Genomic DNA, 19,284 nt, shown 5'->3' on the forward strand with positions numbered 1-19,284 from the left:
CCGCTGCGGATGATAATTCAAAAGCTAAATAGCAAAACTTGCTAACAACCTAGCTCGTTAGTAAGGCCGCCGATACGATCTTCAACGGCATATTCTTTATATGACGGTAAAGTGGGCATAATATTTAAGCCTGTGCGTTGCTCAATTTCATTAATCGTCACCTCTTTTCCGCAATAACTGTCATAGCGACTACTGCTTTGCTCCATAATAAACCCAGATGCATTTACCCAGCCTGCATTGCTAATGGTAAACACAGCTTTGAAATAAGCACTGGGTATTTGGTGAGTTTCATCTGCCATCGGCAAAGTTGCATAGGCATACTCGTATAACGGGCCCGTAACAACGTAAACATTCGCTCCGGTTCTAACGTAGTCACGGACTTTATTTTCTAATTTAACCCATGGTCCCTGATTTAGGTTAGAGGCTTGAGGTGTAATATTTGATAGATAATTAGTGTCTGCCCAAGCGTTCGTGTTGCTAAAGCTAGCTAATGGTACTTGATGCCCACGATCGGTATGAATAACAGCATGCGCATCTTGGTAGTCATCCGGTTCTAATGTGTATTGACTGGCGATAAGTGGATCTGCTTTCCAGCTTCTCGAACGGCTAGGGCCGTCAATGGTTTGTGGTGTCACTTTATATGCCACCCAATCTGCAAACTTTGTGGTGCGGTTATTACTCAGTACATAAATACTGCGATTGACCACATCATTATTATTTGCAGCACCCGTAGGACATTGATAACTGCCGCAGTGGCTAGAAGATAAAGCGTACGCAGGAAGAGATGCCGTAAGGGTAAGGCATGCAAGTAGTAATCGTTTCATTTTTGGCTCTTTATTATTTTAGTTGGTAGAAATGAGCCAACTAAATTAGAGCGTTAACTATGCAGATTGATGAAGGCTAGATGACAGTTGTATTAAAATTGCTCAATTCAGCTTGAACTAAAAGATTAGCCTAAAGCGAGTAATAAGATTGAAAAGGGAGAAGATTATTTAATAAAGGGGAAAACAAATAGTGATGTATTAAAGGTGCTTATTAAAGCACCTTCTTTTCAACGTGCTCTAATCTGAAGTCTTGACGTGCAATCACTTTCTCAGCTTCAGTCACTCTACTTGATAGCTTTAATAAGTCATCTTTTGTCGCCATCGTGCTTTGAATGGTATTCACTGACAAGATAAGCTTATCCAGCTTTTCGTCCATTTTTTCAAAACGGCGATCAAACTGTTCAAATTTCTTATCAACAACAGCAACGCGATTTGTCCAGTTCCACGAGATCATCGCAATAGTTATCACGAAAATTGCACTGGCAATAATTTCAAAACTAACAAATTGACTACGTGTAGCGGGTGCGTTTTTATTACTCATTGTTCCCTTAGCGCAAGCTTAATGCGTTCTTCATGCCATAAATCAAAAGTATAAATTATTGTTAAGATATCAATAGATAACTAACACTAAAATATAATTCAAGTTTTTAAAGTATAAACGGCTTATAATTTTTACACAACAATCAGCAATCTTAGTACTGCTGAAAGTTTTTAATGCACGATGTATAATCTTTCCCAATTTTTAATCACACTTTCGCAATGGCAAATAACCGAGCCGTCCTTTTTCTTTCTTTTTTGAAATGAAATTGATGCCATTGTCCTACTTTTCTATGGGATATATACGGGATACCTATGGGGACTTTATCAGAACATAAAGGGCGATTGAGAGACGTTTAATGAATACCAAAGATACAGTGAAACAAGGCGCTACGCCTTTAAAAACAAGTAATTCGCTTGATAGAAAGATTTCTATTGCGCCTATGTTGGATTGGACTGATAAAAATTGCCGGTACTTTCACCGTGTGTTAACCAGCCATGCAGTGTTATATACCGAGATGGTAACAACGGGCGCTATTTTGTTTGGTAAAGGCGATTATCTGGCGTTTAATGAAGAGGAACACCCTGTTGCGCTGCAGTTAGGTGGTAGCGATCCTGAAGCATTAGCTAAGTGTGCAGTAATAGCACAAGAGCGTGGTTATGATGAAATTAATTTGAATGTAGGTTGCCCGTCTGATCGTGTTCAAAATGGTCGTTTTGGTGCGTGCTTAATGGCTGAACCTGCATTAGTGGCCGATTGTATTTCAGCGATGAATAGCGTGGTGAAGATCCCGGTTACGTTAAAAACACGCATTGGTATTGATGAGCAAGACAGCTACGAGTTTTTGTGCACGTTAATAGAGTCGACGGCAAATATTGGGTGTGACACCTTTATTATTCATGCACGAAAAGCATGGCTTAATGGATTGAGCCCGAAAGAGAATCGTACGATCCCACCTTTGGACTATGACCGTGTATATCAACTTAAGAAAGATTATCCTCATTTATCTTTTTCTTTAAATGGCGGTGTAACCTGTTTGCAGGATAGTTTGGATCACCTTCAACATGTTGATGGTGTGATGATTGGTCGTGAAGCGTATTCGAACCCATATTTGCTTAGCCAAATTGACCATAAAATATATGGAGGCGAGCAAAATGCCATGTCTAGAGTTGAAGTGGCTGAAGCGATGTTTGGTTATATCGAAAGGCATATTTCGCAAGGTGGTTCAGTGTGGCAGGTGGCCAGACACATGTTAGGGCTGTTTCAAGGGCAGCCTGGTGCCAGAGGCTGGCGCAGACATCTAAGCGAAAACGCAAATAAGCCGGGAGCTAATGTAACGGTTATTGAAGACGCGCTTAATTTTGTTAGAAACTGATAATTAAAATATCGCATTATGTTTTGAAGCGGTGAATGCACCGCTTTAGCCTTACCATCACTTCTTTTTGCATCAAAAATCCATCAATTTCTTATTTTCATTAGTCCGTTGGTTAATTTGACCACTTTTTGATTTATTTACTCAAAATTTATTTTGTTTATTTTTTACCGTGAGATGTGGTTCAACATAAAAATAAATAAACAATAATAAAAACAATAGTTTATAAAAATATTTATGATTGGCACAACCTTTGGATTAGTTATGTCGACTATATCAATGAAGTTCAAATAACTGGATTAACAAGGAAAAAGAAATGTCTAAATTAACTAAAGTATTAACAGCATCAGTAATGGCTATGTCGTTAGGTTTATCTGCATCAGTTAGTGCTAAAACAGGTTCACTGGAAGAATATTTATCAGCAGTTATTTCTCAACAAGTATCGGTGGTATCTCAGTCTGTAACGAGTGATATTTTTAGAAATATTGAAGAAGATTTACAAAAGCTAAAAGCCGAGTTTCAGCCAATGGAATACATGGTGATTACTGCGCAAGCACCTAGCCAAGACACGTCAACTGAAGCGAAAGCTGAGTAATAAATATAGGGGAAAAGCTGATGATTCATCCAAGCGCGGTATTTTCCATCTTAATGTTGCCTTTACTGGGGCTGGTCAGTACCTACATAGCCATTGTAGTACTGCCAGCGCTGGTCAAACTAATTCAAAGTACGCCCTCTAGCTAGTTTCTATAGCAGAGGGCTTTTGTCATTCTCTTCTAGCGTTATACTACCCACTTTAATCACGCTATTCAGCGTTAAAACATTTTATACAAACCTGCCGCCTCGTAAGTGTTCAGTTCATACTGTCTATTCGTTAAATTGGTTACTTTCTATTCCATCCGTATTGTCATGATTGCTAAATCTGTTGGTTTTAGCGCTGCGTTAACGAGCTTAAGTTTGCAGGTGTCTTTTAGTGTTTCATTTTGAAATTGGTGTTAATAATACGAGCAATGTTCACGTCATTCTTTGGTGAACGCTATTGCTAATTTTTTGGTTGGTTAATTTGACCAAGTTTATTGTGAAAATGACCAAATAGTGAAAGGGTGATTTTTTCATTAACTTTCACTATTTATACTGAAATGAAAAAGCCCTTATATAACAATGCTTTAAAATTTATTTCGTTGTTGGCACACGGCTTGTATTTAAGTTTGTAACTTATCCCAATAAGCGAAAATAATAACGGAGGTGACTTATGGGTGTATTTTCAAGGTTTAGCGATATCGTGAATGCCAATATTAATGCGTTACTAGATAAGGCAGAAGATCCTGAAAAGTTAGTAAGACTAATTGTGCAAGAAATGGAAGAAACCTTAGTTGAAGTGCGAAGTAACTCTGCGCAGTACATTGCAGATAAAAAGTCACTTGAACGCCAGTTAACTAATACGCAGCGACTAGCTGAAGACTGGGCACAAAAAGCGGAACTTGCAATCACTAAAGGCCGTGATGATCTTGCAAAGGCTGCGTTGGTTGAACGAAATAAACTACAACAAAATGCAGACAGTTTAGCAGGCGAGCTTGAGCAGATTGAGCAGACTCTGACTGGGTTGAAAGGCGACATCACACGCTTACAAACTAAGTTAGAGGAAGCTAAGCAACGTCAAAAAGCGATTTTACTTCGCCGTAATACAGCAGTGGTTAGGTTGAAAGCAAAGCGTCAGCTTCATCATGTGGATATTGAGCAAGCAGTCGCAAAGTTTGAACATTATGAAAATAAAATAGACCAACTTGAAGCTGAGGTTGAGTCTTATGAATTAGGTCAATCAAGCTCGCTTCAAAGTGAATTCAACAAACTAGAGAGTGATGAAAAAGTTGAAGCTCAATTAGCTGAGTTAAAGAAAAAAGTAGCAAATGGTTAAGAATTGGCTGAGGTGCTGATACAGCATTAGGTTAATTTAATCGCAGACATTTTTAAGGAAAATATTATGAACAATTATCATGCAGAACGTAAGTGGTATAAAGATAGAATTAACAGCAAGATATCAGGAGTATGTGCAGGGATCGCACAGCGTTTAAACCTAGAACGCTGGGTCGTTAGACTGGCTGCTATATTTTTATTAATCAGCGCCCCTTTTCTTGCAATTGTTGGTTATTTTGTTGCCAGTGTGGCAATGCCAACACGTTACTCTTATTCGTAAGTGTTAATTTATGACGACTAGCTCAGGCACAGAGGAGATGTTCTCCTCTACCTAGCTAACGTTTGCAGAATCCTTAATTCTAAGAAGCTCAGGGAGGCACACATGGTTCGCGCATTTTTCACTGCATCAATCTTTGCATTTATTATTTTAATGGTGATGTTTTATTTAGGTCACGGTATGTTCGATTTGGTGTTCTTTATGGGGCATGATGTGATTGAACCAGTAGTAGGGTTTGGAACTGCAATTTTAGTGTTTTTTGCCGCGCTGTTATTCGCATTATTATTGGTGGTAGGCGTTATTAGTACATTAGCGTTTATATTTATTTGTGCTGGTGTAGGGTTGTTACTGTCAGGTCTGTCCGTATTGTGGCCTATCGTATTAATAGCTATTATCATTTGGTTAATGACCTCAAAGAAAAATAAACGCCATTTCCATTCCTAATAAAATCAGGCTGTTGTATTATTCATGCTTTGATATATGTCATGTGATCAAATTAGCAATCATCATGAATTAAGCAGTTTTCAAAGCAATCACGAATACAACAAAATCTTACTATTAGGTGATGAAATGGCATTAATTAACTTTCCAACTTGTAACGCAAAGACTAAAAAAGCGATAGTAACATCTGCTGCACTATTCATAATGACCTTTACACAAGCGCTAGTTAGCTTTCAAGTTAGCGCACATGCTCAGCATCACGACAATCAGCAAGCTACTTTAAGTAAAGCCCCAAGCATCATCGCCACAAAGCTGCGAATGAATGCTATGCCACCGAGTGCACCCGTAACGGCAGCCTACTTAACGTTAAATAACCAACACCATAAAGAGGCTGAGCTCACTCATGTAACAAGTAAAGTGAGTGACAACATAGAAATTCACCAGCACCTTCATGAAAATGGTGTGATGAAAATGCGAAAAATGGATAAATTGTCAATCGCGGCCAACAGTGTCGTGCAGTTTCAGCCTGGTGGATTACACTTGATGGTATTTAACCCCAAATCATTAAAAGTAGATGATAATTTTACTATGACCTTACATTTTTCTGATGGGCATACTCAGGTGGTAGAAGGAAAAGTGGTTTCTCTACTCGAACAAAATAAAGCAAGTCACGATATGCATCGCCATCACTAGGAGACGATTATGCATTTAAATTATCGATATATTTTTGGCGGGTTTGCCGCTGTTTTTGTTATTTTCTATTTGATTAGTGTTTACCTCGATACTGAGCCAGATATTTTTGATGTAAAACAAGCGGTGTTAGACGATGCTAGCAGTAAGCAAATAGCACCAGTTATTGGTTACACCACCACTACGGCTTTAATTACCGTGGCAGAAACATTGTTAGATAAGCGCGGTGGCTTTTTGGCCAATGACGTGCTTCCTCCAAGTGTGTTCATGGATAACATGCCAGCATGGGAATTTGGCGTGTTAGAGCAAGTGCGTGATATGGCGCTGGCGATGCGCAAAGATTTTAGTCGTTCACAGTCACAATCAGTAGAAGATATTCATTTAAAAAAAGCACAACCGCAATTTAATATTGACCATCGTTCGTGGGTGTTACCCAGTGCTGAGTCTGAATATCGCGTTGCTATTAATGAGTTAAAAAAATACCGCGCAAGTCTCGCTAATTCACAGTCTAATTCGGCGCAATTTTATACGCGTGCCGATAATTTACGCAGCTATTTAAAAGAAGTAGAAAAACGTTTAGGCAGTTTAAGTCAGCGTTTAAGTGCAAGCGTGGGCCAAACTAGATTGAACACAGACTTGGCGGGAGATGCACAAGCACACAGCTCTACGCATTTACCAAAAGAAAAAATGATTAAAACAAGCTGGTGGGACATTGATGATGTGTTCTACGAATCACGCGGAGCGGCATGGGCTTTGCTACACTTGTTGAAGGCAATTGAAATCGACTTTGCCGATGTGCTAAGAAATAAAAATGCGTTAATCAGTGTACAGCAAATCATTCGCGAACTTGAAGCAACACAACAAACGGTGTGGAGCCCTATGGTGATGAATGGTAATGGTTTTGGTATGGTGGCAAATCACTCGCTAGTGATGGCTAACTATATTTCTAGGGCTAATGCGGCATTGATCGATCTAACTGAATTGTTGTCGCAAGGATAAATAATGAAAAAAATTACAATTACTGCACTGGCATTGTCTGGCGCGTTAATAAGCTCAACAGCCACCGCTGATACTATATTGGGTATCTATGCAGGCGCGCAAATGTGGGATATGGGATCTGACGGTAGCTTTGGTAATAATGTTGATCAGCAAGCCAGCTTTAATTTTAAAGATGACAGCCAAGCGAGCTTTTATCTGGCATTAGAGCATCCAGTTCCATTAGTGCCGAATATTAAAGTGCGTAGTAATGAGTTAGAAACCAGTGGTGTTACACAATTAACCACCACGTTCACGTTCGACAATGAAGTATTTAGTGTTGATACTGCACTGGATACTAACGTTGATTTAAGCCACACCGACTTTATATTTTACTATGAAGTGTTTGATAATGATTTGATCAGTATTGATCTAGGTCTTAATGCGAAGCATTTTGATGGTGAGTTATCAGTGGTAGAGCAAGCGAGCCCATCACGTAATGCCCGTGAAGAGTTTGATGGTTGGGTGCCGATGTTTTATGGTGCTATTAAAGTAGGTATTCCTGCTACAGCGCTTAACCTGTATGCAGATGGTAGCTTTTTATCGATTGATGATCACACTATATACGACTATCAAGCGGGGATAGCCTACGAAATAATCGATAATCCGGCATTGGATATCACATTACAATTAGGCTACCGCGTAACAAATTTAGATTTAGAAGATTTGGATGATATTTATTCAAACCTAGAGTTTGATGGTGCTTACTTAGGGATAGAAGCGCATTTCTAAGTGGTAAGTCGTGATACCTAATGTAATGAAGCAAAAAAGGCTAACAGTAAGTTAGCCTTTTTTATGATAAGCACGAGATTCAACTAAACAGCGGCGAGTTGCGTTAATCAGTGCAGCTTTAATTTTGTCTATGGGTAATTGGGTATCGTAAGCAGAAAAAACCGCAGGATTGACTTCAAAGCTTTGCTCGCACACATAATGTTGCTGTTGCGTCGCGTGATTGTCTTTTAACTGCTGTAATACTTTTTTCAGTACATTAACTTGTTGCGCCAAGGTTGGAAAAACACTGGCAATGGTGCCCATGTTAAGCGCCATTTCAGAGTAACCGAACAATAATACGTTTTGATGGTACATATCAGTCACTAAGGTATAGAGGTTGTTTGCGAACAGCGCTTCCATTTCCGCGGTTAAAAATAAACTATTTAATTCAGGGTGTTGAGAGGTATGCAAACTAATATCACTCACTTTTTCAATGAGTTTGATATTAGGCTGTGGAATAACCGTTGAACTTAGCGGGACTAAAATAGGCCCAGAGTATTCTGGTGAAAGTGATGATTGTAAAGTTTGCAGGTGTAGTACTGTACTGGTGTTATAAATAACACTAACAAGGCCAGCGCAGGCTGTAGCGCAATGCTGTTGCTGGATGTTGTTAAATGTTGCGGGTGAAATATCAAGTGCGATGTGCGGGTAAGTGAATCCTTTGCGATAAAAGTCATTAATGCTATTAGCACCAATCAACACCACGGTACCTTTACGCTGCGTGTAGTTTTTAGAATAAAAATGCATAGGGAACTCGTCCCCTAATAACGAAGCGAGTAAGGCCGCTTTTTCTTCTGGTTGCTGTAACCCTTTGTGATATAGGAATAATCCTTGTGCATACGATGCAGGCATCGCTAAGGCAAACAACAAAATCATTAACCAGCGTGTAATCAACTCACTTTCCTTTAAAAAATTAACTAAATCTCATTGTACCTTTTGTGTACAGGAATGTTAAACTGAGTGTATTAGTGAAGTGTAATAAGCGGTAATCCTCTCTGTGCAAAAATTAGGTTCTGTAAAATCTTTAAGTCGCATTAAGCCAAGTATTATCCGTAAAGCGATTCTTGTTGCTTTGCTGCCTACATTGATAATTTCTATTATTATTGGTACGTATATTAGTTACAGCAAATACCAAGACTTCCGTGCATTGCTTAAAGAGCAAACGCACCACTTTGCAGAGGCCATTAGTAGTAAAACCGAATATTTTTTAATTACAGGACGAAAACAGGCGTTATACGACTTTTTAAAGAAAAGTGCCACGGAAACCAAATTACCAGTAGAAAATATTGCGATTTACGATAAAGAATTTAAATTATACTTTGCACTTTCTTATAGTAACCAGCTGTTTAATCTTGAAAAATCGTCTTTAACGGAATCTAATATTGCGCATTGGAATGACTCAACCTTAACCAGCACCAGCGCAATCATTCCTTATCAAATTCCTCATGCCAATGATGTGGTCTCTCGCTCATTTATTCGTAGTCCGCTTGGGTATTTACGTATCACGTTGGACGCCGATGCCATATATTCTGGCTATCTACTTGAAACGATTGTTATTATTTTAAGCTTAGTGGCAGGGGTACTAATCAGTTCCGTGTTTTTGCTTCGCTTAATAAAAGTTAACAATCGTATCTTACGGATGCTAACAGAAAAAATTGAAAAAATTGGCCAAGGTAACAGTGATGAAGCCATTGAAAAGCAAGCTGTACCTATTGAATTTGAGCGCTTGCAAGAAGGTATTTTACTAACAGGGCAAACTGTTAGTGAGGCTAAAGAATTACTTGAATTAAAAGTTAATAGCACAACCCGAGAGCTAAGGCACAACTTAAAGCTGTTAGAAGAAAAGAACCAAGAGCTTGAAGAAGCCAAACACGCAGCGATGAAAGCCAGCAATATCAAGTCTGATTTTCTAGCTACAATGAGCCATGAAATACGTACGCCGCTTAATGCTGTTGTTGGCTTTTCGCGCGAGCTTGCGAAAAGCCAATTACCAGAGCCACACAATAAATATGCCGAGTCACTCTTTCAATCAAGCCAAGATCTTATGTCACTGGTGTCTGACATTTTGGAAATGTCGAAGATTGAAGCGGGGGAAATGGAGTTTAAATACAGTCAGTTTGCTCTCACCGAATTAGTTGAAGGTGTTTCACGCATTGTTGCGCCGATTGCGCATGAAAAAGGCATTGAATTTATTATCAATGAAGGTCGCAGTGATTTGGTGATTGAAAGTGATCAGTATCGTTTAAAACAGGTATTGATTAACTTAATTAATAACGCGATTAAATTTACAGATGACGGGTATGTCAGCTTAAGTATTGAAGCGAAGATTGTAGATGAGAGTGCCGACCTTCAGATCGTGGTAAAAGACACGGGCATGGGGCTGAGCACTAATCAGCAAGAGATGTTATTTACCTCGTTAGGTAACGCGAGCAGCGATCCTTCTCGTCAATACGGTGGCTCAGGACTTGGTTTATCAATCAGTAAAACCATTATTGAAAAATTAGGTGGCTCGGTTTCGTTAAAGAGTATTGAAGGATTAGGCGCTGAGTTTATTATTCAGTTACCCAATAGCATTAAAGATATCTCATATATTCGAACGGCGGGTGCTGTACCAGAAAAAATCATGTTCTTTGAAACGAACATTGAAGCCGCCCATGCCCTTTTTGAAAGTTGCGCGTGCTTGCAAACAGCGCTAACCATTTGTCGTTCCATTAAAGAGTTAAGGCAAAGTCTTCAGCATAATATTAATCCAGATATTTTAATTATCTCGCAAAGTGTTGATAAACGAGGCGTGTTACCACCGGTAAAAGATATTGTTGATATTTGTCGTCAAGAAATTGGTTTTGCTGGAAAGGTCGTGTTATTTACGCCTTGGGATAAATTGAACCAGCAAATTGACGCGCTACCAGAATTAACCGTATTACCAAAGCCGATAACGCGAGAGAAAATAGTTAATGCAGTAGCTGAGCTTAATGCCTTACCCGCAGCAACGGCCAACAGTATTCCAGCTGTAAACGTTGTTTCATCCGTTAGCCCAGTTGCTCGATTTAAAGTGTTAGCCGTTGACGATAATGAAACAAACCTACAGCTGCTGAGTTTAGTGATGCGTACTTATCCAATTGAATTAGTAACAGTGACCAGTGGTAAACAAGCTTGCGTATTAGCCGATCAGCAACAATTTGACTTGATCATTACTGATGTGCAGATGCCCGAAATGGGCGGGGTAGAAGTGGCAAGTAATATTAAGTTGGGCAAGCTAAACCGTACAACACCTATTGTGGCGTTTACCGCCTTTGCGTTTAATGAAGAAAAGCAGTCGTTACTAGAACAAGGGATGGATGACTATTTAACGAAACCGCTAGATGAGCAAAAGCTTGCACAGTTATTGGCAAAATGGTGCTTTAAATCGCCTAAACTTAGTCTGGTTGTTAATTAAAGTGTTGGTATACAGAGATTAACTTCTGTATACCGTTTTAATTAGGTGGTAACCAAATTTCGTTTTTATTGGCCCATGTACTTCATATAAAGGCAGCTTAAATACCACATCATCAAATGGCTTGACCATATCCCCTTTATTAAATTCGCCTAAATCCCCCCCTCGCTTTTTAGATGGGCAGGTAGAATGCTTTTTGGCCAGTTTTTGAAAATCGCCGCCTTTATCAAGCTGTTGTTTAATTTTGAGGGCTTCGTCTTTGGACTTAACCAAAATATGATAAGCGCAAGCCTTTGGCATAATAATGTTCCTATAAAATCGAGTTAAAAAAGAATGCGCTTATTGAGCAATCTAGAGTTCGCTGGTTAAAGCGAGTCTAGCCGATTAAGCGTTGCTTGCAATTGTGCAAAATATTCACCTACATGTAATCCATCCATCAGACTATGATGAACATCAACAGAAACAGGCATCAAGATTTTATCACCATACGCTTGGTATTTCCCCATTACAATTTTGGGGATACTGTCTTGCCGGGGAATAGGGCTAGGATTACTGAAGCTAGTGAAGTGCAGCCAAGGCAGTACAGAAAAATGCACCACATTATTTTTTGATGGTTGCGGGTCGAGGCTTTTTTGTCCTGCTTTATGCGCCGAAATTTTGCGTTGGCCTTGTTCAATAAATAATGATAACTGCGGCGAGTAACCAAAGTCGCAGAAGCTAAAGCTATGATCTTTATTTAATACTGTGCAGCTGGCATCTAATTGTGCATATACTCTTACTTTATTATTTTCAATACGATAGCGCATGGGCTCATAATGGTTCGCGGTATCAATCGCTGCGAATAATGTGCTAAGAAAGAATGACCGCTTTTGCTCGTTGCACATTTTAACTGCTTCGGTGACATCTACATGGGCGCACACATTAAAAAAAGGTTGCTCGTAATGTAAAAAGAGTTCGTATTGATCTTTACGGTGCCAAGTATCTAGATTAATAAAGTGTGTCATTTATATTTCACCTGTCCTATTCATATAGCGAAATGTTTGTCGGTTTATTTTACATATTTTTTTTAATGTGAAAAAAAAATTAATAAAATCAATATGTAAAATATTGGCACAAGGGATGCTTTCAATGATAATGGTGCGCAAAATCACTTTACAATCTTGTTAATATTTAAATTTGGTAATTGACTGCAATGATACATAATAGAAGAAATCATCATCAAGTTGATGCGCTGCAACGCCCTTCTTTATCAGTAGCGCAGCATTATACTCTTAACGAAGTTGAATTTTATGGGTACGAAGGTTTGTTTACACGTGCAGTAGAAGGGCAGCGAGTTGTTGTTGCTATGCGTGATGATCATGCAATCACCATTGATGAAAGTGGCGATGTAGACATGGCACCGGATTTGGCGTTGCGTCGCTAGTTACAACATGGTGGTTCATGCAACTAGCGATTTAAACGTTTAGCCTTCGCTTACATTCACAATGGCAGTCTCAGGCAGTTGCTGATAGCGTGAGATGACTGCTTCAATACTCTCATTATATTCTTGTAACCCCTGATCAGCTAAAAAAGTAGCATTGTAGAGTTTAGAGTATGAACGCTCGCCTAAGTCACACGCAAAAGTCACAATTGTTTTTCTGGATGACGTTGTTTGATTGGGTTGCGAAGCGGTTGATTTAATTGCGGCTAATAAAGCGCCAGCCACATTAAGAGCCGAACTACTTCCTAACACGATACCGTCATTATCGCGAACATAGCGAGAAATGGTTAACAGATCCTGATCAGATAAGTTCACTGCTTTATCAATACAGGCATGCTCAAAGTTTTTTACCGTGCGCATTATTCCAATCCCTTCGGTAAAAGAACTGCCTTGTGCTTTATATTCACCCTCTTTTAGATAGTTGTAAATACCTGAGCCATCAGGATCAACTAACCATACATCAAGCTCAGGCTTTTGCTCTTTCAAATATTTTGAAGTGCCAGCAATCGTGCCTCCAGTGCCACAAACGGAAACTAATATGTCAATATTGCCTTGAGTTTGTTGCCAGATCTCAGGCCCCGTTTGCAAGTAATGAGCGCGCATATTTGATTCATTCTCAAACTGATTAGCCCACCAGTAGTTTGGGTTGTCGGCTGCAATGCGTTGCGCTGTGTGGTAAAAATGATTGGGATTAGCAAACGGGCAGGGAGCAACTAACTTGAGTTTAGCGCCATGCAACGCAATCATTCTTTCTTTTTCAATAGCTTGTCCGCTTGGCATTACGGTTAACACATCATAACCTAAGGCTTTGCCTACAATCGCAAGTCCAATTCCAGTATTGCCAGCGGTGCCTTCTACAATGGTCATGCCTGGTTTTAGGTCACCGCGTTGCTCGGCATCTTTAACCAGTTGCAATGCGGCGCGATCTTTAATTGAGCCCCCTGGATTTTGAAATTCACACTTTAAGTAAATGTCGCAGCCAGTTAATGTTGACAGCGAGTTTATTTTTACTAAATCAGTGTTACCCACAAGCTCAGCCATGTTATTTGCTACAGATAGTGTCATGATAGTTACACCTATTTTTCAACTGCTTGTTTAGCGTTCGATTCAACTTGTTGCCAAACGCGTAAGAAGTTACCACTCAGAATTTTAACAATATCGGCGTCAGAATAGCCTCGATTCAGTAGGCCTTGCACAAGGTTAGGGTAACTTGCTACATCTTTTAGTTGTTCAGGTAATGAATCTCCCACACCATCATAGTCTGAACCAATACCAACATGGTCAATACCTGCAATTTTCACAACATGATCAATATGATCTAGCACGATATTAAGTCCAGCAAACGGAAATGGGTTTTCTTTCTCATATTGCTCGTCGAAGCTGCTTACTTCTTTACTGTCTTTTCCAAATTGTTTAGCTAAGGCTTTTTCTTGTTTAGATTTCTTTTCATACCACTTTTGTGCTGGTGAGCTAACAAAAGAAGAGCCAAAGTTGATTTGAATGACACCACCATTTTTTGCTAGCGCTTTGATCATCGCGTCATCCATATTACGTTCAAAGCCCGGCGTAAACTTTCGTAGTGAGCTATGCGATGCAATCACAGGTGCGTTAGACAGTTCGATGACTTGGTAAAAAGCATCGTCGGAAACATGAGAAATATCTATCATCATGCCAATGTCGTTCATTGCGGTTACTAACGTTTTGCCAAATGGACTTAAGCCTTTCCATTGGCGACGTAAGTCATAAGAGGAGTCAGAAATATGGTTGCTTTGTGAATGAGCGAGGGTAATGTAGCGCACGCCACGTTGGTAAAAATGGGTGAGGTTTGCTAGTTTGCCATCAATCGGTGCACCATTTTCCATCCCCATTGGTAAAGAAATTAATCCCTGTTTAAACTGTGCTTTTACATCGGCAACAGAGGTCGCAATTGCAAATTTATCGGGTGCGCGCCCGACAATGGCTTCAACATAATCGATAAGTCGGTCAGCCATACGAACAGCCCCACCCGCTTTTTCAAGAGACGCCGGTATATAAATCGACATAAATGGCGCATTCAGCCCACCTTGCTTTGCTCTTGGATAATCGAAGTCGCCAGTGCCAGTGGCTTTAGTGACATCTTCCCATTTTTCCTCAAGGCGGTAAGGCACATCAATATGGCTATCAAGCAAAATATGTTGTTGAACGAGTTGGTGCGCTTTTTTGGTTGCAAACTGGGTTGTATTGGGTGTTGACGTTGCAAACGTGTTGCACGAAGCCATCAGTAAAGCGGCGCTCAAACTACTAACAATATAATGATTCATGATGCGTGAAATCCTTAAGTAATACAGGTGATTGTGGCTAGCACATTACTGTACTGAATGAAAAAATGCTAGATGTAATCGGAACAGATAGTTTCTTTTATAGGGAAGGGGCTGCGGTACAGCGACTACCGTGTCAGTCGCTGCATTGAATCAAGCAAAGTGCATCCATACGTTAAGGTATGAATGACAAGATACCTGAGCGTTAAATGCCCTCGGACGAATCTACAGAGTCGTTGTCAGTGTTAGATACTCGTTTGTAGCTGGTGGCCGCATGAAAGGTTTTTTTCTTTTTAATTGCCGCAAGGTATTTTAACCACACTTTTTCGTGAATATTTTGCGGTGGGTAGCCGTGACAAATGGTATTAACGAATTGTTGCTCTTCTTCAGTGGTGGGCGTTATTTCATTTTCTGCTAACGCTTTGTAACTTACACCGTTCGCTTCTAATAATTGCGCTTCACGAATAGTGAACTCGCCTGAGCGGCTAAAGCCGACAGCGAAATTAATTGCGTCGAAAAACTTTTTAGGTGCATTAAAACTGTTGTTGCTCATATCTATTACTCATAATAATTAAACACAATAAAAAGGGTGGCTGTATACCAATTAAATTAACCTACATATATGACAGTCGTGCGGAATGCACGGTGGAAATCAAGCCCTCATTGTTGGTGCTAAAAGCAGAAAATAGATATGAGTATTTATAGTTCAATTCAAGAGGGCTGAAAATATTTTTTTAATAACTTATTGGTTAAATATATTGCTTTAATATAATTAAAAGTAATTAATAATCAGCTTGTTACCAGCTGACGCTGTTCAGGATGACCCATAGCCAAAATAAATGGATCGCTTGTTTGGCGGTCAATAAAGTCTTCCTTATTCGTCATATTTTGCCATTGGTGTTTAATGAGTGTTTGTGCAACGGCACCACCTAAGGTGTTACCAGGACCTAAAATAATTAACTTATCTGGCGCAAACTCTTTCAATGCCGTGGTAATTGCAGCTGTAAAGTTATACGGCGTTGCTACTTGTGTGGCTAGGGTATAGTGATGAAGTGAATAAATATCACTGTGATAGGGTTGCCACACGTGTCCTTCACCATCAATCATCGGTAATTGAGGCGGTGTGAATAAGTTTACGGGCAGTAGCTGCTGTGCTTGTTGACTTACATTTTCCAATAATGGCGTATGAAAAGCAGCATGGTTAAACAGCTTCATTGGATAACGATTATCGATTTGTGGCAATCGTTTTGCTAACTCGTTGAGTCCTTGGGTGTTACCACCGATGACCCAATACCCTCCCAGCTTAATTGATAAGTGCACTTGGCAACCATCTACCTGTTGAACATCACTCATTTGTGTGGCTAAAAATGTTTCGCTGTCATCACAGGGTTGCCAGTTTTCTGTCATTACCGGATAGATCATCTGGCCACCAATTAATGGCTGGCTTACCATATTACCCATAGAATTAATTAAGTGGATGGCATTTTGTGGTGACAACGCGCCAGCCGCGGCCAAGCTGATATACCAGCCCATTGAGTTGCCTGTGACGGCGACAATCTCATATTTGTCGCGGTTAATAGCGGCAAAATCCGCAATTGCGCATGCATAAATTAACGCTGAGGCATTTTCACCTGCACTGTGAATACGTAAATTAAAGGTGTCACTGTTGTCTAAATCGCTCACACTGACTTGATCTTGGGTGTTGCGATAGTCATCAATCGTCGTCAGTAAACTTTGTTTATCGCTGTGAAACCGCTGCAGGTAGCCAAGCTCTTCTTTGTTATAGGTGCCTCTGCCCGGGCAAATAACAACTACTTTTTGTTTTTTTGTATCGTTTGAGGTGCTAGTCATATTCGGTTCTGCTTAAAATGATGAAGTTGCAAAAGACTTATTTTTATTTGCAGCACTAGGCTCATTATCATTAGATGCTGCATTAGGTGACGAGCTGGTTAAGTCGATGGAACTAGGTTGTTCAAGAGGTGCTGAGCGCGCAACGAGGGCTTGTGCTGCATTAACGATTTGTTCGCATTTAGGCAGTACTTCATATGCCGCTTTTCCTAATGGAATAAAGCTGTCATCTGCCGTGACTCTGCTTAAGTTGGTATGGATATTATGTTCAGCAAATAAGGTGAAAATGGCTTCACTGATTGAGGCGGTTTTGCGGCATTCATCAACAACCAGTACATTGTTGCAACCTGTAACCGCTGCTAAAATACCTTGTTCATCCAGTGGTGCTAACCAGCGTAAATCAATCACTTGGCAATCAATACCTTGTGCTAATAACAACGTTTGCGCTTTACGCGATAAGTAGTAACCGTTGCCGTAGCTAATAATGGTTAAATGTTGGCTGCTGCCATGAACAGTAATGCCTTGGGCATCGTTCGGGCTGCTTTCGTTGGGAAGTGGGTAATCAAATGCCCATTGTCCGTCGTTTACTTCATGTAAGTCGCGCTGCATATAAAGCGCAATAGGCTCAAGAAAGATCACTACACGGCCTTCTTCGTGCGCTAATCTTACCGCTTCGCGTAGCATTAAAACGGCGTCTTTGCCGTTAGATGGACAGGCAATAATAAGGCCAGGAATATCTCTAAATACAGCAAAAGAGTTATCGTTATGAAAGTGACCGCCAAAGCCTTTTTGATAGGCTAATCCAGCAATACGTACCACCATTGGGTTGGTAAATTGGCCATTTGAGAAAAACGGCAAGGTAGCCGCTTCTCCACGAATTTGGTCTTCAGCATTATGTACGTACGCCAAAAATTGAATTTCAGGTATAGGGATAAACTTGTTGTGTGCTAAGCCAATTGCCAAGCCCAAAATAGACTGTTCATCCAGCAGTGTATTAATAACGCGGGTAGGGCCAAATTTATCTACTAGCTTACTCGTAACATGGTAAACGCCGCCTTTTTTTCCTATGTCTTCACCGCACATCACAATTTGTTGATATTGCGCCATCAAATCGTGCAGAGTCCAATTCAGCAGTTTAGCCATGTGTTGTGGCTTACCTACGTTATGGCGTTCATGCTTAAACAGTGCGTTACGTTGGTCAGTGCTGATGTTAGCAGGTGTTGGTAACATACTTGGTGGCGGAATTAGTGAGCGCATCACGGCTTTGGCACTTTCTAATTTTTTCTTATTAACAACCTCTTTCGCGATGCGAACGATTCGTTCACTGAGGGTGTTTTCCATCTCACAAATTTGCGCCGCATTAAGGATATTATTGGCGAGTAAAGTGCTGGCGGTTTGTAATAATGGATCTTGTTGTTCGGTTTGTTCAATATCGCTGAGCTTACGATAAGCAACTTCGGCGTCAGATCCTGCATGTCCGAGTAATCGAACCAAACGCACATGTAAAAAGACTGGACGATAGGTTTCACGAGCGATGCGTTCAGCTTCTTTTGCCATGCGGTAAGTGTCTAAAATGTCCAAGCCATCGCAACTTAAATAAGTTAGCCCAGCTCGGTTCGCAAAGTTGGCGTGTATCCAACCACGCGGTGTTGGCGTTGAGATCCCAATACCATTATCTTCGCAAATAAACACAATCGGCAAACGAATATTCTGATAGGCTGCCCATGCAGCTGCATTAATTGCGCCCTGCGCGGTGGAATGATTGGCCGACGCATCGCCGAAGCTGCATAGTACTACGCCGTCGTTGGCTAATTCACCTTGATGTTGTAATTTTTTTGCCAATGGAATGCTGAGTGCTGTGCCGACTGCTTTAGGTACATGTGACGCAATGGTGCTGGTTTGTGGGGGAACAAATAATGCCTTACTGCCAAGTACTTTATGGCGACCACCAGAAATAGGATCGTCTGCGGCTGCCGCGAAAGACAGCAACATGTCATATAGCGGCGTTTGTCCGGTAAGTTGTTTACTGCGTTGAATAAAAAATGCGCCACTACGGTAATGTAAAAATGCCATATCGTTTACTTTAAACGCCTTGGCGATAGCTGCATTGCCTTCATGGCCAGCACTGCCAATAGTGTAAAAGCTTTCACCTTGGCGCTGCATAACACGAGAATGCAAGTCCAGCAGTCTACTCATTAATTGCGTTTCTAATAAATCGACACACTCACTGGCCGATAAACCCAATGCGTCAGGTTGCCAACGTGAAGGGGGGGGAAGATCTCCGCTGGTAACATTAGCAATAAAATTTTCTTTAATGAGTTTATTACGATCTTGCATAGTGCATTCCTTTTAAACACGATGCGCAAT

Annotated in this window: 20 protein-coding genes; 10 read left to right on the forward strand and 10 right to left on the reverse strand. The window is 40.4% G+C overall.

Annotated elements, in window-relative coordinates; all coding sequences use genetic code 11:
* Positions 1 to 41: 41 nt before the first annotated feature.
* Positions 42 to 824, reverse strand: a complete 783-nt coding sequence (locus HUU81_RS00665) for a DNA/RNA non-specific endonuclease (RefSeq protein WP_199610316.1) — start codon at positions 822 to 824, stop codon at positions 42 to 44.
* A 211-nt stretch (positions 825 to 1,035) separates the two neighbouring features.
* A complete protein-coding gene (locus HUU81_RS00670) occupies positions 1,036 to 1,365 on the reverse strand; it encodes a hypothetical protein (protein WP_199610317.1) in 330 nt (109 codons plus the stop codon).
* A gap of 355 nt (positions 1,366 to 1,720) precedes the next feature.
* On the opposite strand from HUU81_RS00670, the gene dusA reads away from it, so the two are divergent.
* From dusA to HUU81_RS00710, 8 genes are all read left to right on the forward strand, one after another.
* Positions 1,721 to 2,737, forward strand: a complete 1,017-nt coding sequence (gene dusA / locus HUU81_RS00675; RefSeq protein WP_199610319.1) for a tRNA dihydrouridine(20/20a) synthase DusA — start codon at positions 1,721 to 1,723, stop codon at positions 2,735 to 2,737.
* Between the two features lie 313 nt (positions 2,738 to 3,050).
* The gene (locus tag HUU81_RS00680) at positions 3,051 to 3,329 is read left to right on the forward strand and encodes a hypothetical protein (RefSeq protein WP_199610320.1); all 279 of its coding nucleotides are present in this window, start codon (positions 3,051 to 3,053) and stop codon (positions 3,327 to 3,329) included.
* Between the two features lie 654 nt (positions 3,330 to 3,983).
* Entirely contained in the window at positions 3,984 to 4,646 is a 663-nt protein-coding gene (pspA, locus tag HUU81_RS00685; protein WP_199610321.1) for a phage shock protein PspA, read from the forward strand.
* A 66-nt stretch (positions 4,647 to 4,712) separates the two neighbouring features.
* Positions 4,713 to 4,925, forward strand: coding sequence for a PspC domain-containing protein (locus HUU81_RS00690; protein ID WP_199610322.1), 213 nt, complete (start codon positions 4,713 to 4,715; stop codon positions 4,923 to 4,925).
* A gap of 102 nt (positions 4,926 to 5,027) precedes the next feature.
* Positions 5,028 to 5,366 carry a hypothetical protein gene (locus HUU81_RS00695; RefSeq protein WP_199610323.1) on the forward strand — a complete coding sequence of 113 codons (339 nt, stop codon included), beginning with the start codon at positions 5,028 to 5,030 and terminating at the stop codon, positions 5,364 to 5,366.
* Between the two features lie 126 nt (positions 5,367 to 5,492).
* The gene (locus tag HUU81_RS00700) at positions 5,493 to 6,056 is read left to right on the forward strand and encodes a copper chaperone PCu(A)C (protein WP_199610324.1); all 564 of its coding nucleotides are present in this window, start codon (positions 5,493 to 5,495) and stop codon (positions 6,054 to 6,056) included.
* A 9-nt stretch (positions 6,057 to 6,065) separates the two neighbouring features.
* Positions 6,066 to 7,052 (forward strand): DUF2333 family protein, encoded by a 987-nt coding sequence (locus tag HUU81_RS00705; RefSeq protein ID WP_199610325.1) that lies wholly within the window; start codon positions 6,066 to 6,068, stop codon positions 7,050 to 7,052.
* A gap of 3 nt (positions 7,053 to 7,055) precedes the next feature.
* Positions 7,056 to 7,820, forward strand: a complete 765-nt coding sequence (locus HUU81_RS00710; protein ID WP_199610327.1) for a TIGR04219 family outer membrane beta-barrel protein — start codon at positions 7,056 to 7,058, stop codon at positions 7,818 to 7,820.
* A gap of 51 nt (positions 7,821 to 7,871) precedes the next feature.
* Here the strand turns inward: HUU81_RS00710 and HUU81_RS00715 are convergent, their stop codons facing one another.
* Complete coding sequence (locus HUU81_RS00715; protein ID WP_199610328.1) at positions 7,872 to 8,753, reverse strand: hypothetical protein; 882 nt, start codon at positions 8,751 to 8,753, stop codon at positions 7,872 to 7,874.
* 103 nt (positions 8,754 to 8,856) lie between these two features.
* On the opposite strand from HUU81_RS00715, the gene HUU81_RS00720 reads away from it, so the two are divergent.
* Complete coding sequence (locus HUU81_RS00720; protein ID WP_199610329.1) at positions 8,857 to 11,295, forward strand: response regulator; 2,439 nt, start codon at positions 8,857 to 8,859, stop codon at positions 11,293 to 11,295.
* An 18-nt stretch (positions 11,296 to 11,313) separates the two neighbouring features.
* Here HUU81_RS00720 and HUU81_RS00725 read toward each other — a convergent pair whose 3' ends face one another.
* Both HUU81_RS00725 and HUU81_RS00730 read right to left on the reverse strand, forming a co-directional pair.
* The gene (locus tag HUU81_RS00725) at positions 11,314 to 11,592 is read right to left on the reverse strand and encodes a peptidylprolyl isomerase (protein ID WP_199610330.1); all 279 of its coding nucleotides are present in this window, start codon (positions 11,590 to 11,592) and stop codon (positions 11,314 to 11,316) included.
* A gap of 65 nt (positions 11,593 to 11,657) precedes the next feature.
* The gene (locus HUU81_RS00730) at positions 11,658 to 12,296 is read right to left on the reverse strand and encodes a CatA-like O-acetyltransferase (protein ID WP_199610331.1); all 639 of its coding nucleotides are present in this window, start codon (positions 12,294 to 12,296) and stop codon (positions 11,658 to 11,660) included.
* 188 nt (positions 12,297 to 12,484) lie between these two features.
* Between HUU81_RS00730 and HUU81_RS00735 the strand changes: the two genes are divergently transcribed.
* The gene (locus HUU81_RS00735; RefSeq protein WP_199610332.1) at positions 12,485 to 12,715 is read left to right on the forward strand and encodes a hypothetical protein; all 231 of its coding nucleotides are present in this window, start codon (positions 12,485 to 12,487) and stop codon (positions 12,713 to 12,715) included.
* A 39-nt stretch (positions 12,716 to 12,754) separates the two neighbouring features.
* On the opposite strand, the gene HUU81_RS00740 is transcribed toward HUU81_RS00735, so the two are convergent.
* The 5 genes from HUU81_RS00740 to HUU81_RS00760 form a co-directional block, all read right to left on the reverse strand.
* Positions 12,755 to 13,837 carry a cysteine synthase A gene (locus tag HUU81_RS00740; RefSeq protein ID WP_199610333.1) on the reverse strand — a complete coding sequence of 361 codons (1,083 nt, stop codon included), beginning with the start codon at positions 13,835 to 13,837 and terminating at the stop codon, positions 12,755 to 12,757.
* Between the two features lie 11 nt (positions 13,838 to 13,848).
* Positions 13,849 to 15,030: a dipeptidase gene (locus HUU81_RS00745; protein ID WP_199611920.1), complete on the reverse strand. Its 1,182-nt coding sequence runs from the start codon at positions 15,028 to 15,030 to the stop codon at positions 13,849 to 13,851.
* A 244-nt stretch (positions 15,031 to 15,274) separates the two neighbouring features.
* A complete protein-coding gene (maoP, locus tag HUU81_RS00750) occupies positions 15,275 to 15,622 on the reverse strand; it encodes a DUF413 domain-containing protein (RefSeq protein ID WP_199610335.1) in 348 nt (115 codons plus the stop codon).
* Positions 15,623 to 15,858: 236 nt separating this feature from the next.
* A complete protein-coding gene (locus tag HUU81_RS00755; RefSeq protein ID WP_199610336.1) occupies positions 15,859 to 16,920 on the reverse strand; it encodes an ACP S-malonyltransferase in 1,062 nt (353 codons plus the stop codon).
* Between the two features lie 12 nt (positions 16,921 to 16,932).
* Complete coding sequence (locus tag HUU81_RS00760; RefSeq protein WP_199610337.1) at positions 16,933 to 19,254, reverse strand: dehydrogenase E1 component subunit alpha/beta; 2,322 nt, start codon at positions 19,252 to 19,254, stop codon at positions 16,933 to 16,935.
* Positions 19,255 to 19,284: the final 30 nt, after the last annotated feature.

The sequence above is a fragment of the Flocculibacter collagenilyticus genome (assembly GCF_016469335.1).
GTDB classification, from domain to species: domain Bacteria; phylum Pseudomonadota; class Gammaproteobacteria; order Enterobacterales; family Alteromonadaceae; genus Flocculibacter; species Flocculibacter collagenilyticus.